General features: G+C 68.8%; 18 protein-coding genes. 9 read left to right on the forward strand and 9 right to left on the reverse strand.

Annotation, left to right across the window (positions count from 1 at the left end; all coding sequences use genetic code 11):
* Window positions 1–98: 98 nt before the first annotated feature.
* Together G6027_RS04225 and G6027_RS04230 are read left to right on the forward strand one after the other, a co-directional pair.
* A complete protein-coding gene (locus tag G6027_RS04225; RefSeq protein WP_182635683.1) occupies window positions 99–731 on the forward strand; it encodes a YqgE/AlgH family protein in 633 nt (210 codons plus the stop codon).
* Between the two features lie 143 nt (window positions 732–874).
* Window positions 875–2050, forward strand: a complete 1176-nt coding sequence (locus tag G6027_RS04230) for an MFS transporter (RefSeq protein WP_346995626.1) — start codon at window positions 875–877, stop codon at window positions 2048–2050.
* Between the two features lie 22 nt (window positions 2051–2072).
* On the opposite strand, the gene G6027_RS04235 is transcribed toward G6027_RS04230, so the two are convergent.
* From G6027_RS04235 to G6027_RS19445, 3 genes are read right to left on the reverse strand one after another with little or no spacing between them, the layout of a single operon-like run.
* Window positions 2073–2468 carry a VOC family protein gene (locus tag G6027_RS04235; RefSeq protein ID WP_182635685.1) on the reverse strand — a complete coding sequence of 132 codons (396 nt, stop codon included), beginning with the start codon at window positions 2466–2468 and terminating at the stop codon, window positions 2073–2075.
* Window positions 2465–2896 carry a VOC family protein gene (locus G6027_RS04240; RefSeq protein WP_182635687.1) on the reverse strand — a complete coding sequence of 144 codons (432 nt, stop codon included), beginning with the start codon at window positions 2894–2896 and terminating at the stop codon, window positions 2465–2467. The genes G6027_RS04235 and G6027_RS04240 overlap by 4 nt, the downstream gene beginning before the upstream one ends.
* A complete protein-coding gene (locus G6027_RS19445; RefSeq protein ID WP_182635689.1) occupies window positions 2893–3768 on the reverse strand; it encodes a helix-turn-helix domain-containing protein in 876 nt (291 codons plus the stop codon). The genes G6027_RS04240 and G6027_RS19445 overlap by 4 nt, the downstream gene beginning before the upstream one ends.
* 64 nt (window positions 3769–3832) lie before the next feature.
* Between G6027_RS19445 and G6027_RS04250 the strand changes: the two genes are divergently transcribed.
* Both G6027_RS04250 and G6027_RS04255 read left to right on the forward strand, forming a co-directional pair.
* Window positions 3833–4537 (forward strand): AzlC family ABC transporter permease, encoded by a 705-nt coding sequence (locus G6027_RS04250; RefSeq protein ID WP_182635691.1) that lies wholly within the window; start codon window positions 3833–3835, stop codon window positions 4535–4537.
* A complete protein-coding gene (locus tag G6027_RS04255; RefSeq protein ID WP_241726807.1) occupies window positions 4534–4884 on the forward strand; it encodes an AzlD domain-containing protein in 351 nt (116 codons plus the stop codon). Before G6027_RS04250 ends, G6027_RS04255 begins: the two co-directional genes overlap by 4 nt.
* Before the next feature lie 61 nt (window positions 4885–4945).
* Here G6027_RS04255 and G6027_RS04260 read toward each other — a convergent pair whose 3' ends face one another.
* A complete protein-coding gene (locus tag G6027_RS04260) occupies window positions 4946–6190 on the reverse strand; it encodes a cytochrome P450 (protein WP_182635693.1) in 1245 nt (414 codons plus the stop codon).
* 71 nt (window positions 6191–6261) lie between these two features.
* On the opposite strand from G6027_RS04260, the gene G6027_RS04265 reads away from it, so the two are divergent.
* The gene (locus G6027_RS04265; RefSeq protein WP_346995627.1) at window positions 6262–6714 is read left to right on the forward strand and encodes a MarR family transcriptional regulator; all 453 of its coding nucleotides are present in this window, start codon (window positions 6262–6264) and stop codon (window positions 6712–6714) included.
* 35 nt (window positions 6715–6749) lie between these two features.
* Here G6027_RS04265 and G6027_RS04270 read toward each other — a convergent pair whose 3' ends face one another.
* The 3 genes from G6027_RS04270 to G6027_RS04280 all read right to left on the reverse strand — a co-directional run bounded on the left by G6027_RS04270 (window position 6750) and on the right by G6027_RS04280 (window position 8365).
* Window positions 6750–7295, reverse strand: a complete 546-nt coding sequence (locus G6027_RS04270) for a GNAT family N-acetyltransferase (protein WP_182635695.1) — start codon at window positions 7293–7295, stop codon at window positions 6750–6752.
* Window positions 7296–7393: 98 nt separating this feature from the next.
* A complete protein-coding gene (locus G6027_RS04275; RefSeq protein WP_179523985.1) occupies window positions 7394–7684 on the reverse strand; it encodes a hypothetical protein in 291 nt (96 codons plus the stop codon).
* A gap of 516 nt (window positions 7685–8200) precedes the next feature.
* Window positions 8201–8365, reverse strand: coding sequence for a hypothetical protein (locus tag G6027_RS04280; protein ID WP_182635696.1), 165 nt, complete (start codon window positions 8363–8365; stop codon window positions 8201–8203).
* A gap of 356 nt (window positions 8366–8721) precedes the next feature.
* On the opposite strand from G6027_RS04280, the gene G6027_RS04285 reads away from it, so the two are divergent.
* Window positions 8722–9423: a type 1 glutamine amidotransferase domain-containing protein gene (locus G6027_RS04285; RefSeq protein WP_182635698.1), complete on the forward strand. Its 702-nt coding sequence runs from the start codon at window positions 8722–8724 to the stop codon at window positions 9421–9423.
* 22 nt (window positions 9424–9445) lie between these two features.
* Entirely contained in the window at window positions 9446–10330 is an 885-nt protein-coding gene (locus G6027_RS04290) for an alpha/beta hydrolase (protein ID WP_206682463.1), read from the forward strand.
* A gap of 16 nt (window positions 10331–10346) precedes the next feature.
* Here the strand turns inward: G6027_RS04290 and G6027_RS04295 are convergent, their stop codons facing one another.
* Entirely contained in the window at window positions 10347–11330 is a 984-nt protein-coding gene (locus tag G6027_RS04295; protein ID WP_182635700.1) for a bile acid:sodium symporter family protein, read from the reverse strand.
* 72 nt (window positions 11331–11402) lie between these two features.
* Between G6027_RS04295 and G6027_RS04300 the strand changes: the two genes are divergently transcribed.
* Window positions 11403–11786, forward strand: a complete 384-nt coding sequence (locus G6027_RS04300) for a DUF202 domain-containing protein (protein ID WP_182635702.1) — start codon at window positions 11403–11405, stop codon at window positions 11784–11786.
* Window positions 11783–12160 carry a DUF202 domain-containing protein gene (locus G6027_RS04305; protein ID WP_182635704.1) on the forward strand — a complete coding sequence of 126 codons (378 nt, stop codon included), beginning with the start codon at window positions 11783–11785 and terminating at the stop codon, window positions 12158–12160. The genes G6027_RS04300 and G6027_RS04305 overlap by 4 nt, the downstream gene beginning before the upstream one ends.
* Before the next feature lie 57 nt (window positions 12161–12217).
* Here G6027_RS04305 and G6027_RS04310 read toward each other — a convergent pair whose 3' ends face one another.
* Window positions 12218–12796 carry a hemerythrin domain-containing protein gene (locus G6027_RS04310; protein ID WP_182635706.1) on the reverse strand — a complete coding sequence of 193 codons (579 nt, stop codon included), beginning with the start codon at window positions 12794–12796 and terminating at the stop codon, window positions 12218–12220.
* Window positions 12797–13039: the final 243 nt, after the last annotated feature.

The following is a 13039-nucleotide window of genomic DNA, read 5'->3' on the forward strand; positions in this document are numbered from 1 at the left end:
CGGGTCCTGTGGGCAAGGAGGTCACGGGAGCCACCGTAGCGAGACCCGATCGAGGGGACGCGGATGTGGGCGGGCGGTGGCGCGGGCATCATGGGGACATGGACACGGGACCCGATGATCTGAGCGGCGGTGGCCTCTTCGGCGACCGCCTCTACGACGCGATGGACAAGCGGGATCCCGTCGCCGGTTCGCTGCTCATCGCGGCGCCCGACATGCCGGATCCCAACTTCCGGCGCGCCATCATCTACGTGATCGAGCACGATCATTCCGGTTCTCTGGGCGTGGTGATCACCCGCCGGAGCGAGACGCCGGTCGAGACGATCCTGCCCGGGTGGGCGGAGATGTGTGCGCCGCCGGCCGTCTTCCATGTCGGTGGTCCGGTCAAACCGGATACCGGGATCGCGCTGGTGGTGCTCGGGTCGGGAGTCGACGGTGAGATGCACTCCGGGCTGCAGCAGATCGAGGGTCGGGTCCACGTGGTGGATCTCGACAGCGAGCCCGACCTGCTCCGCGACAACGTGGAGGGAATGCGCGTCTTCGTCGGATACACCGGCTGGGCGCCCGGGCAGTTGCAGGGAGAACTCGACCGCGGCGACTGGTACGTGGCCCCCAGCCTGCCGAGCGATCTGCTCGCGCCGGCGCACGTGGACGTCTGGGGAACGGTGCTGCGTCGGCAGGAGATGCCTCTCCCCCTCTACGCGACTTTCGTGAACGACGGGGACGTCAACTGATCGGTCCCGGTCCCGGTCCCGGTCGCGTCGGAGCCTCCCGTGCACGCGAGAGCACGATCTCAATATATGAGACACAGTAGTCATAGTGTAGGACTGCGAGTACTCTCCCGCTGGTGAGAGCAAGAATGCATGGCGAGGCTCGGGTGGCCCCACGCCAGTGGGCGATCCTCGGCGTCGGCACGCTCGCCGCGTCCTCCGCCTCGGCGTTCGTGGCCGGGGTGGCCTTCCTGCTGCCCTACCTCCACACGCAGGCCGGTCTCTCGCTTCCCGCGGCGGGCGCGCTCGTGGCCATGCCCTCGGTGGGGACCGCACTCACTCTCGTGGCCTGGGGTTGGCTCGTCGACCGTGCCGGAGAGCGGCTCGTGCTCGTGAGCGGATCCGTTCTCACCACGGCCGCCCTGGCAGGCGCTCTCGTCACCCCGTCATTGACCCTCCTCGGCGTGTGCTTCCTGCTCGCGGGAGCGGCCTCGGCCTCGGCGGCCTCGGCGAGCGGTCGACTGGTGGTGGGATGGTTCCCCGCGGGACGACGCGGGATGGCCATGGGCGTCCGGCAGATGTCGCAACCCCTCGGTGCGGCGGTCGCGGCGATGTCCATGCCGGCGCTGGCGGCCTCGCAGGGTCTCCGGGCAGCGCTGGCGGTGCCTCTGGTCATGGCTGCGGTCTCCGCGGTCGCGGCGCTCGTCGTCGTCACCGATCCTCCCCGGCCGGACCGCCACGACCCCGCGGCCACCACACTCGCCACCTCGCCGTACCGGGCCTCCCGCTATCTGCACCGGATCCACGGCGTCTCGGTGCTGCTCGTACTCCCCCAGGCGCTCATGCAGTCGTTCATGCTCGCGTGGTTGGTCCTCGGGCACGGCTGGTCACCCGTCTCGGCTGGCGCGGTGGTGACGGTCGCGCAACTCCTGGGCGCGGTCGGACGCATCGTCGTCGGCGTGATCTCCGACCGCGTGGGCTCGAGGCTGACACCCCTTCGCGCCGTCGCGGTGTCGGTCTCCGTGGGCCTGGTCGCCCTGGCCGCCGCAGAGGTCTTCGGCGCCCCCGGAGTCGTCGCCGTGGCCCTTGCCGTGATCGCCACGGTCCTGTCCGTGGCGGACAACGGGCTCGCCTTCACGGCGGTCGCCGAACACGCCGGACCCCATTGGAGCGGGCGGGCACTCGGGGTCCAGAACACCGCGCAGTTCCTCGCGATCTCGGCGATCACCCCGGTGTTCGCGGCGGGAATCGACCGATGGGGTTACGGCCCGGTCTTCGCCGGAGCCGCGGTGGTGGCCGCGCTGGCGGTACCCGTCGTGCCGCGCGCCGACCGGACTCGGTGATCCCGACCGGTGTTCGCGGTGGTCACCCCGTGTCTGCGCCTGTCTCCCCCGCGAGGACCACGCGATAGCCGTCCGGATCCCGCAACCAGATCTCGCGATGGTCGGCGTCGGGATTGAACCGGACTGGCTGTTCGACCTCGACGGCCGAGTCCTCGATCCTCGTCAGGGCGGCGTCGAGGTCCGTGACCCCGAACCACATCACCACCCCGTTGCCCACCGGCGCCGACAGGTCGGCGAGTGGGCCGTGGTTCCGGTCACCGGCTCGGGAGTGGAGCTGGAGGAGCAGGCGATCGGTGGCGACGATCTGCTCGTACTCGTCGCCTCCGTGGCCGCTCTCGGCCCCCAGGACATGCTGGTACCACCGGCTCGAGGTCGGGACGTCGGCCACCACGAGCAGGGGCTGTGGCCGGACGTTCACGAGCGTCCGTCCGGTGCCGGTTGCCCCCGGTACTGCCCCACCGACCAGACGTTGCCCTCGGGGTCCCGGGCGGAGAAGGTGTGATCTCCGTAGTCGGTGTCGTGCATGTCCATGACGATCTCGGCCCCCGCCGCCCTGGCGCGCTGGTAGACGGCGTCGGAGTCGGCCGTCGCCACGTACGCGAGACCCGACCCGGGTGGTGTGGCGTGCGGGTCGTCATCCCCTCGCCCGCCGTCCCCGAGCATGACGCCTCCGCCCTCCGGCCAGAGCAGTTCGGCGTGGACGATCCGCCCGTCGTCGGTGTGCGAGACGGTCTCGACGAAGCCCAGGGCCTCGACGAGCCAGTCGATCACGACCCGGGAGTCGGTGCAGCGGAAGCAGTGCCAGACGGTGGGCGCGGGTGCGGCGCCGGGTTCGTGTGTACTCATGCCGGTGAGTCTCCTCCGGGGTCGGGTGGCAAGGCTTGGATGTTTCGGAACTCCTCCGCGATCCAGTTCGTCGGTGATGTGCCCGCGTACCGCCGGTAGGCGGCGTCGAGGTGGGCGTGATCGGCGTACCCGTGGTCGTGGGCGAGGTCGGCCAATCGGAGCCCGTCCGGCCGTGGCCCCGAGGACCCGCGAACGGCCTCCCGCAGCGCCGAGTGAGCTGCCTCGAAGCGCAGCAGGTCGGCGAGCTCCTTGGTCCCGACTCCCAGTTCGGCCCTGCAGAGCGTCGACAGATGGCGGGCCGTCACCCCGACCTCCGAGGCCACCCGGGACACCCGCATCCGACCACCGGAGGACTCCAGCAGTCGCCACGCGCCCACCACCTCCCGGCGTGGCCCGGGTACGCGGTCGAACCTGTCCGCCGCCGAGGCCAGTCCCGCGGCCACGAGGTCGGCGCGGTCACGGGGAGGTGCCGACGCCACCCGCGAGTGAAGCGCCCGGACCCGAGAACCGAGGACGTCTTCGCCCTCGTGCGTGAGCTCGGAGAGAGCGGCCGCCGGCATCCCGAACAGACGCCGCGCGGCGAGGGGGTGAACCGCCACCTGGACGCCTTCCTCGCGGTCGGGCCGTTGCAGGTAGACGGGCTGGGTGTGGAACCCGCCGAGGCACACGTCGTGGCGTACCCCCTCCTGCCGTGCCCACTCCGCGAAGGAGTACGAACACAGCAGCGGAGAGTCCGTGGCGACGACGAGGGTCAGGGTGGAGGAGGGCAGGCCCCGGTGTGGTGGCCGCTGCGGCCGCGGGCCGGTCCCCTCCACGGCATACGAGATGAGCCGCCTCATCCCGGGCGGCGGAGTGGCCCCGCGCACGCTCACGCCACCAAGTGTGCCCCGTCCCGTCGGGGGTGGCCAGACCCTCGCGGTCGCTACACTGCTCCGCGTGCCGACCACCCCCTCTACCAGCGCAGAGATCCGTAAGGGTCTGGCTGACTGCTCGACGGTGGGACTCGGTCTGATCCCCCTGGGACTGGCGTTCGGGGTCCTGCTCACCCAGGCGGGATTCGCGTGGTGGTGGGCCCCGGTGTTCTCCGTGGTGATCTACGCCGGGTCCATGGAGTTCCTGGCAATCGGCCTGCTCACGGCGGTCACTCCCCTGTACTCGCTGGCCGCGGCGGCGTTCCTGGTCAACTTCCGCCACGTCTTCTACGGGTTGAGCTTCCCGTTGGACGCCATCCGCTCGCGTCTCGGCCGCCTCTACGCCGTCTATGCGCTCACCGACGAGGTCTACGCGATCACGGCCACCAAGCGGCGCAAGGAGATGACCGGGGCGCGGACGTTGACCATCTCCCTCACTTGTCAGACGTTGTGGGTGGTACCCGGCATCGTCGGCGGGCTGGTGGGGGCTGTTCTGCCCGCCGGACTGGACGGCCTGCAGTTCGCGTTGACCGCGCTGTTCGCCGTCCTCGCGGTGGACGCGTGGCGTGCCTCCGGAGACCTTCCGGCCCCCGTGATCGGCCTGGTGTGCGGTCTGGTGGCGGCGTGGCTGGCCCCGGAGCAGATGTTGATCGTGGGGTTGTGCGCGTTCGTGGCCGTGCTGATCGCGCGGTACGCGTGGGCGACCCGTGAGGGGCGGGAACCGGCATGAGTCCACCGATGACCGGTGCCCCGGTGCCTGGAGCCGGCTATCTGCTCGCCGGGCTGGGCGTGATGTTCGTCGTGACGATGGCTCTGCGCGCTGCCCCGTTCGTCGCGCTCACCCGGCTCCGCGACTCGCGGGTCGTGCGCTATCTGGGCCGCACGATGCCGGCCGGCGTGATGGTGGTGCTGGTGGTCTACACGCTGCGCGACACCACTGCCGAACTCGGCTCCTGGCTGCCCGCCGGAGCGGCGCTGGCTCTCACTCTGGCTGTGCACCTGGCGTTTCGGCGGGCGGCGGTGAGCATCATCCTGGGTACCGCTACCTACATGCTGCTGCGGGCCTGGCTCGGGTGAGACCGCCCCGCGACGGCCGGGTAGCCCCCTGAGCAGCCCCGGTCCGGTCGCTCCCGGCAGGTCAGCGGGCCACGGGACAGGTGCCCAGGTCGACCTTCCACTCGGTGAGGCCGTTGAGCCATCCGGACCGCAGTCGCGTGGGTTCGCCCAGCGCGGTGAGGTCGGGGAAATAGTCGGCGACGGCGTTGAAGATGATCTCGAGCTGCATCTTCGCCAGGTTGGCGCCGAGGCAGTAGTGCGGGCCCTGACCACCGAAGGTCACGTGCGGGTTCGGGTCGCGGAGGATGTCGAACGTGAAGGGGTCGTCGAAGACGTCCTCGTCGAAGTTCGCCGAGCCGTAGCAGATCAGCACGCGATCCCCCTTGGCGATGGACACGCCCCCGATCTCCGTGTCCTCCATGGCGGTCCGCTGGAACTGGGTGATCGGTGAGGCCCACCGCAGGATCTCGTCGTAGGCGGTCTCGGGGCGCTCGCGCTTGAACAACTCCCACTGGTCGGGGTTCTCCAGCATCGCCACCATGCCGTGGGTGGTCGCGTTGCGGGTGGTCTCGTTGCCGGCTACGGACAGCAGGGTGACGAACCAGCCGAACTCTTCGGGCGACAGGTGCTCTCCGTCGACGTCGGCCTGGACGAGCTTGGTCACGATGTCGTCCCGCGGGTTGGCGGCACGGTCCTCGGCCATGGTGTTCGCATACCCGATGAGTTCCATGGACGCGATGGCGGGAGCGTCGGGGTCGCCGCCGGCGTCGTAGCTGGTCATGATGTTGGACCACTCGAAGATCTTGTGGCGGTCCTCCTGCGGCACGCCGAGCAGATCCGCGATCGCCTGCAGCGGGAGCTCGGAGGCGATCGCGGTGACGAAGTCGTCGGCGTTCGACTCGGCGGCGGCGGTGACGATCTTGCGCGCGCGGTCGGCGAGCTCGTCGCGCATGCCGGCCACGCCGCGTGGGGTGAAGCCGCGGGAGATGATCCGGCGGTGCTTCTTGTGGATCTCGCCGTCCTCGTTGACCAGCATCGACCGCTGGGCCTCGATGATCGAGCGGTCGGTTCCCTCGGAGAACCGCGGGATCATCGTGTTCTCCCCCGCGGAGAACAGCTCACCCGTGAGGCGCGAGATCTCCTTGACGTCGGCGTGCCTGGTGACGAGCCAGTAGTGGTCGTCGTCGAAGCCGTCCGAACCGGGACGCTTGTCGACGCGGTGGATCGGTTCGGTCTGCCGCAGCTGGCGCCACTCCTCGTGCGGGAGTCGTTTCTCGAACAGATCCGGGTCGGTGAAGTCGAATCCTGCCGGGATGGTCACGTTCACGGTGTCTCCTGCGCCTCGTCCCCTGCCGGTCGGCAGGTGTGGGAAAGGTGAATAGTGGTAACTATATACACGTGGCACTGTCTGGGAGTGAGATTCTCGATCGCGCGTTGATGCTGGCCGAGGAGATGTCGGGATCGATCGAGCGCGCTGCGGCGAACTATGGACTCACGGTGCCGCGACTGGAACTGCTGTTCGTCCTGGGTCTGGAGGGCGAGTGCAAGCAGGTGGAGCTGGCGACCTTCCTGGACTGCTCACCGCGCCAGGTCACCGCACTCGTCGACGGACTGGTCGCCAGTGGCCACGTGGTCCGGACCATGCCGCCGGACGACCGGCGGGTCCGTCTGGTCAACCTCACCGACGAGTCGCGTCGGATCGTGGAGGAGGTCGTGTCGGCGCGCGTCGCGCTGGCGGAGTGGTTGTTCGAGGGGCTCGACGACGACGAGCTGCAGGCATTCGGCGCCGTCTCGGAGAAACTGGTCTCCCGGATGGGTGGGCGGGCGCTGAGTCGGCTGGCCACGCAGTGAGTTAGGCCGTGCAGTGAGCCGGACAGGGCAGTGAGTCAGGCCGTGCAGACCGCGCAGCCGGTGTCGTCCCGGGCGTACTCGACGAACCCGCGGGACAGGTAGTTCGGGATCGCGGCCGGGGAGTCGTCCCCGCACGTGTGCAGCCAGACCCGGCGGCACCCCGGGACCTGCCAGGCGATCCGGACGGTCTCGGAGAGGAACCACCCACCCAGGCCCAGGCCGGCGAAGCGGGGGAGCAGACCGAAGTAGACGATCTCGACATCGACCCCGTCAACCGGGTCTCCGTCGCCCGAGCCCGGCTCGTCCCCGCACGGGCTCATGCGCAGTTCGGCGAACCCGGCGACCTCGCCGCCCCGGGTCGCCCGGAAGGTGGTGACGCAGGGGTCCGCGCAGTAGGAGGCCCAGCGTCCGTCCGACCAGTCGAGTCGGTCGGTCCATTTCCAGTCGGCGCCGATCTCGCGGTACATCTGCGAGTTGAAGGCGGGCTCGGCCGGGAAGACCCGGGAGATCGTCAGGTCCGCGCGGCGAGCCGGGCGCAGCCACGACGCGTCGGTCTGCTGCAGATAGGTCACGCTGGTCATCGCGCTATTCAAGCACCGGAGCCCTGCGTCGACCCAACCGGAGCCGGGGCGGAGCGGGGTTGCGGCTGAATGAGCTCGCAATGAGGGGCGGCCGAAGTTCAGTTGACGTGGAACTCCGGTATGCCGGGGAGCTGAAGTCCATTGAGTAAGTTGGCTGATCCTGCGACGAGATCGTTGTGGCCTTTGAACGCGGCGTTTTCAACACCATCCATCACAAACGGGTTTGACACAGAAGCGGCGGCTCCCGCTCCCCCAACTACAGCGGCGGTTCCCGCTCCCAGTGCGATTCCTCCGACCAAAGGCGGAGTCAAGCCGATTGCTGCAGCGGCGGCGGCCGCTGGCCCAAGGAGGACTGCGCCGATCAGAGCGAGACCTTCGATAATGCCCATTGTTCTGTCTCCTTCTTCAGGTGTGGCTGTAGTCAACCGACTTGGAGCTGTCCAGGTCGAACTGGTTCTTGGGGTTTGAGCGGAATGAGTGAAACCTCGATACGCGGCGACGGATCAGGGGCTGGAGCCAGAGGGACAGCGGGCATAGGTGCGGGCGCGGGAGGATTCGGAGGGTTGGCTTGCACCGGGGGCAGCGGTACCGGGACCTGGACCGCTTGCGCAGGTGCAGCCTGAGGGGGCGCTAACACGCCTTCATTCGGCAAGTTCACCTTGCTGGAGGGCGCCGCAACCGATGTCGTAGCCGACATAGTTGCGCTTGTGTTCCAGGGTTGAGCTGGGGCACGGGGTGAATCGAGTCCACCTTGTGAGAGCTCGCTGGTACCGGCGACGGATACATCGGCATTGGGGGAGGCATGAGTCAGGTGGGCAAGTGCAACTCCGCAGGTGATGCCTACGAGAGAGAGTGCGCCGGCGGCAAGCCAGCGGGCCTCAGGGCGCGGCCCTAGGCCCTTCATCTCACCACCAGCCCCAGGCGATGGCATTGCTTTTCAGGATTTCCAGTTGGTAGGCAGGCAATCCTGCATCGACGCCGAGCTCGTACTGAGTGCGATACAGATCAGTGGAGGCCGCTTGGGCCCCCGGGATCATATTGATGACGCCGGCCAAGGCTGCGTTGGCCATTACCCAGAGCGGGCTCGAGATGCTTCCGTAAAAGGGGTCCACATGTGCCTCCGTGCGTGAAGATCGGGTAAGGGTATGCGCTTCTCTATCGATACGCTCCGGAGACATTAAGCAGAAGGCGACCAGAGCTCAATTGCTTCGTTGACTAAGAACAAGATCGCAGTTTCGGTGCGTTGACCTGCTGATACATCGTCAACATGACTGTTATTCGGATTGTCGCTGGTAGCGCGCGGGAACGGCCGAGACGCGCATAGTCGGGAGGTGGGAGAGCATTCGCTTACACCACGACTTTTGTGACCGGGAACACCTCGGAAGCGTTCAGTCACGCTTCAGCGTGACCTCCGTAGAGTTGTGTCATGACAAGCGTTCTCATGATCATGTCCGCCGCCGACCACTGGACTCTCAAGGACGGCTCCGCGCACCCCACCGGATTCTGGGCCGAGGAGTTCGTCACCCCCTACGAGGTCTTCACCGGGGCCGGATGGAACGTCACGGTCGCCACACCCGGGGGTCGCGCCCCGACGGTCGACCAGGCCAGCCTTGGTGAGGGTGCTGGAGATCCGCAGACCCTCGAGAAGGTCAAGGCCTCGCTCGACCAGCTGGCGCCCGTCCTGAACTCGCCCGTTGACCTGGCGTCTGTGGACCATGCGGAGTTCGACCTGGTCTTCTACCCCGGCGGCCACGGCCCGCTCGAGGACCTGGCCCGCGACCAGACGTCCGGGGCGATCCTGACCGAGCGGGTGAGCGCCGGCAAGCCCGTGGCCCTGCTCTGCCACGCCCCCGCCGCCGTACTCGCGGCGTCCGAGGACCCGGCCTCCTCGCCGTTCGCCGGCTACCGGATGACCGGTTTCTCCAACGCCGAGGAGGAGCAGGTGGGTCTGGCCGCCAACGCCCCCTGGCTCCTCGAGGACAAGCTCGTCGAGCTCGGTGCGGACTACTCGTCGGCCGCCGAGCCGTGGGGCTCGTATGTCGTGGAGGACCGGGGCGTCTACACAGGCCAGAACCCGCAGTCGTCCGCAGAACTGGCCGAGCGGCTCGTCGCGGACTTCGCAGGCTGAGCCAGAGGCCAGAACGCCTCCCATGACCGGGGAACGACCGTATCGGAGGTCCGGGATGGAGCACGTCGTCGACAGCCACGCCGTCATCGGCGGCCACCGCGTCGCCTACGGCGTCCACGGGGCCGGAGAGCCTGTGGTGCTGGTGCACGGCACCCCCTCGTCGTCATACATCTGGCGGAACGTCGTGCCCCGGCTCGTCGACGCCGGGTACCGCGTGCACGTGTTCGACCTGCTGGGGTACGGCCTGTCGGAGCGGCCGTGGGACCCGGCCGTGGACACGTCGATCACCGGCAACGTCGCGGTGCTGGACGGGCTGCTCGACCTGTGGGGACTGGACTCGTTCCACCTGGTCGCTCACGACATCGGCGGTGGGATCGCCCAGCGGTTCGGGGTCCGCTCGATCGAGCGTCTGCGCACGCTCACTCTGATCGACGTGGTGAGTTTTGACACCTACCCCTCCGAGCGGACCCGGCAGCAGATGGCCGACGGGCTGGAGGGGTTGGCGAAGAAGCCCGACGACGAGCACCGCGCGCACTTCCGCGAGTGGCTGCTGTCCACGCACAGCGATCCCACGGGCTTCGACCCGGAGGCCCTGCGCGTGTACGTGGACTTCATCAGCGGACCGATCGGTCAGCCGAGTCTGTTCCAGCACCAGGTCGCGCACTACGACCCCGTGCACACCATGGAGATCAGCGACAGGCTGCACACACTGGGGCAGGTCCCGGTCCAACTGATCTGGGGTGCGGACGACACCTGGCAGGTCATCGATCACGCCCACCGGCTGCACCGGGCGATCCCGGGCAGTGCCCTCCGCGTGATCGACGACTGCGGTCACTTCGCGCCGGAGGAACGCCCCGCGGAGGTGTCGGCGGCCGTGCTCGGGTTCCTGGACCAGAACCGCTCATAGCGGGATCGTGCCCACCTCACGCCGCGGGCGCCTCGGTTCCCTCCGCCCGGCCGTAGTGCCCGGCCAGCCACGCACACACGATCAGCTGGATCTGGTGGAACAGCATCAGGGGGAGCACCAGGAGCCCGACGGGCTGGCCGACGAAGAGCACCGCGGCCATGGGCAGCCCCGTGGCCAGCGATTTCTTGGACCCGCAGAACTGCACGACCCTCTTGTCCCGATCCTCGAACCCGAGCACGCGGGAGATCAACGCGGTCAGGCCCAGCACCACCGCGAGCAGGACGCAGCACGCGGCGATCAGCCACGCCAGTTGGGCCGGCCCGACCCTCGACCAGATGCCGTCGGCGACCCCGTCGGAGAACGCCGCGTAGACGATCAGGACGATCACCGACTTGTCGAACAGCGCCAGTCGCCTGATCCTCGTGGTGACCGGCAGGACCCAACGCCGCAGCAGCTGGCCCAGGACGAACGGCAGGAGCAGCTGCAGGGCGATCTTCCCGACCGAGTCCCACGTGATGACCACCGATCCGTCTCTGGTCATGAGCGCGAAGACCAATAGGGGAGTGATGACCACCCCGAGCAGGTTGGACACGGACGCGGAGACCACGGCAGCGCTCACGTGGCCGCGGGCGATCGCCACGAAGGTGATCGAGGACTGCACGGTCGACGGTACGAGCGTCAGGAAGAGGAAACCGGCGGCCAGCGGCTCACCGAGAACCGGCGTGAGCGCCCACCTGCCCAGGAGCCCCAGGGCCGGGAACAGCAGGAACGTCGCCGCCAGCACCACCGAGTGCAACCGCCAGTGCTTCACACCGGCCAGCAGTTCACGGGGTTCCAACCGCGCGCCGTAGAGGAAAAACAGGACAGCGATCCCCACGGTCGTGACCCACCCCAGCGCCGTCGCCGCCCCTCCGGTGGCCGGCAGCACCGCAGCAACCACGACGGCGGCCAGGATCGCCAGGATGAACGGCTCGATCCGGAGGCGCCGCAGAAAGCTCATCGCCCCATTTGATCACTCCGGTCCGCGGGAGGTCCGGACGAGGCCCGCAGGGGCGGCCGATAGGCTCGGGGAATGACGGACCAAGTCGGACAGGGGTGGCGGCCCAAGTCGCTGCGGGACGGCGAGGAACCGGACCCGCGGTTCACGCTCGCCAACGAGCGCACCTTCCTGGCGTGGATCCGGACGAGCCTGGGCCTGATGGCCGGCGCGGTGGCGATGGAAGCCTTCGCCGGCGACGAGATCCCTGAGATCATCCGGACCCCGCTGGCCTGCGTACTCCTCGTGATGGCGGCACTGCTGGCGACCGTGTCCTTCCGACGCTGGATCCGGATCGAGGCCTCCATGCGTCACAACAAGCCGCTACCGGTCCCGCAGGCGTCGATCCTTCTGGTGCTGGGCATCGCGACCGGTGCGATCCTGTTGGTCGTCGCGATCCTCGGCGGCACCATCGCATGAGCGCCCCGCGGCGGCGGATCGGCGTGCGCCCGGAGGCCGTCCCGCCCGACGCCGGACTGCAGGCCGAGCGCACCAGCCTGTCGTGGGCGCGGACCTGGGCCGTGGTGACCGTCAACATCATCCTCGTGGCCAAGTTGATCGCCGAGACCTCGTGGGTGTGGGCGGCCGTCTTCGCGACCCTCGTGGTGGTTCCGCTGCTCGCGTTGCTCAGGGTGCAGCTGCACCACGAACAACGGGTGGGGCGGTTCGTCCGGGGCGGCGAGGTCCAGCAGACCCAGGTCCGCTACAACGTCGGCCTGGTGGCGATGGTGCTGGTGATGGCCGGGTGCGGCCTCACCGCGGTCCTGGTCCGGGTGCTGTCCCAGCTGCACTGACCAGCCGTACGGACGCCCGCGCGTACGGACGCCCGCGCCCGGACCAGGACCGGTCGATCAGGTGTTCTTGAGTCGGCCGCTCAAGGCGTCGCGAAGCCTGTCGACCATGCCGACACCGGGTCCCAGCGTCATGTGGAACAGCTCGGAGTGCGGCGACCCGGGGTGCGGACGGGTGGGAGCGATCATCTTGGCCGCCTCGACCTTGCGGCCCAGGTCCAGCAGGTCCTCGGCGGAGACGGCTGCCCGCAGCTTGGGGAACTGGTCGGTCTCCTCGTCGTCCGCGTGGTGATCGAGGAGTTCCTTGAAGCGCTTCACGGTGGCGATGAACTCGGCGCTCTCGGAGTCCAGGCCCTCGAGCTCCTTCATCACCTCTTCGATCTCCTGGTGCTCTTCCTTGTCGTGCTCGACCTCGTCGCCGCCGTCCGGGACCTCGCGCTCGTAGACGGGGTAGACGAACAACTCCTCGGCCACCGAGTGGCGGGTCACCTCGGCGATCACGGAGTCGGCCAGCGACCGGCGCTCCTCGGGGTCGGTGGTCTCCTCGATCATCTCGATGAGTCCGATCATCTCGCGATGGTCGGCGGTGAGGATGTCGACGACGTCCTGGTCGGACTCGGTCGTGGACTTCTGGGCCATGGCGAGCTCCTTCACGGTGTGGGTCGGATGGACCTCTGACCGTAGGTAGCGCGTGGGGGGCGGGCCACCGGTCGGGCCGGGACGCGGGCCCCCACCTGGGCCCCCACGAGGGCGCTCTCACGGGACCTCCACGCGGGCCTCCCCACGGAGCGCTACCGGGTGGTGGTGCTCTCCGATTCGCACATGCCCTGCAGGGCGCACGATCCGCAGCCGCCGGTCACGCCGCAGTCGGCGGCGGGGTCT

The organism is Dietzia sp. SLG310A2-38A2, assembly GCF_014145095.1.
Classification (GTDB): Bacteria; Actinomycetota; Actinomycetes; order Mycobacteriales; family Mycobacteriaceae; genus Dietzia.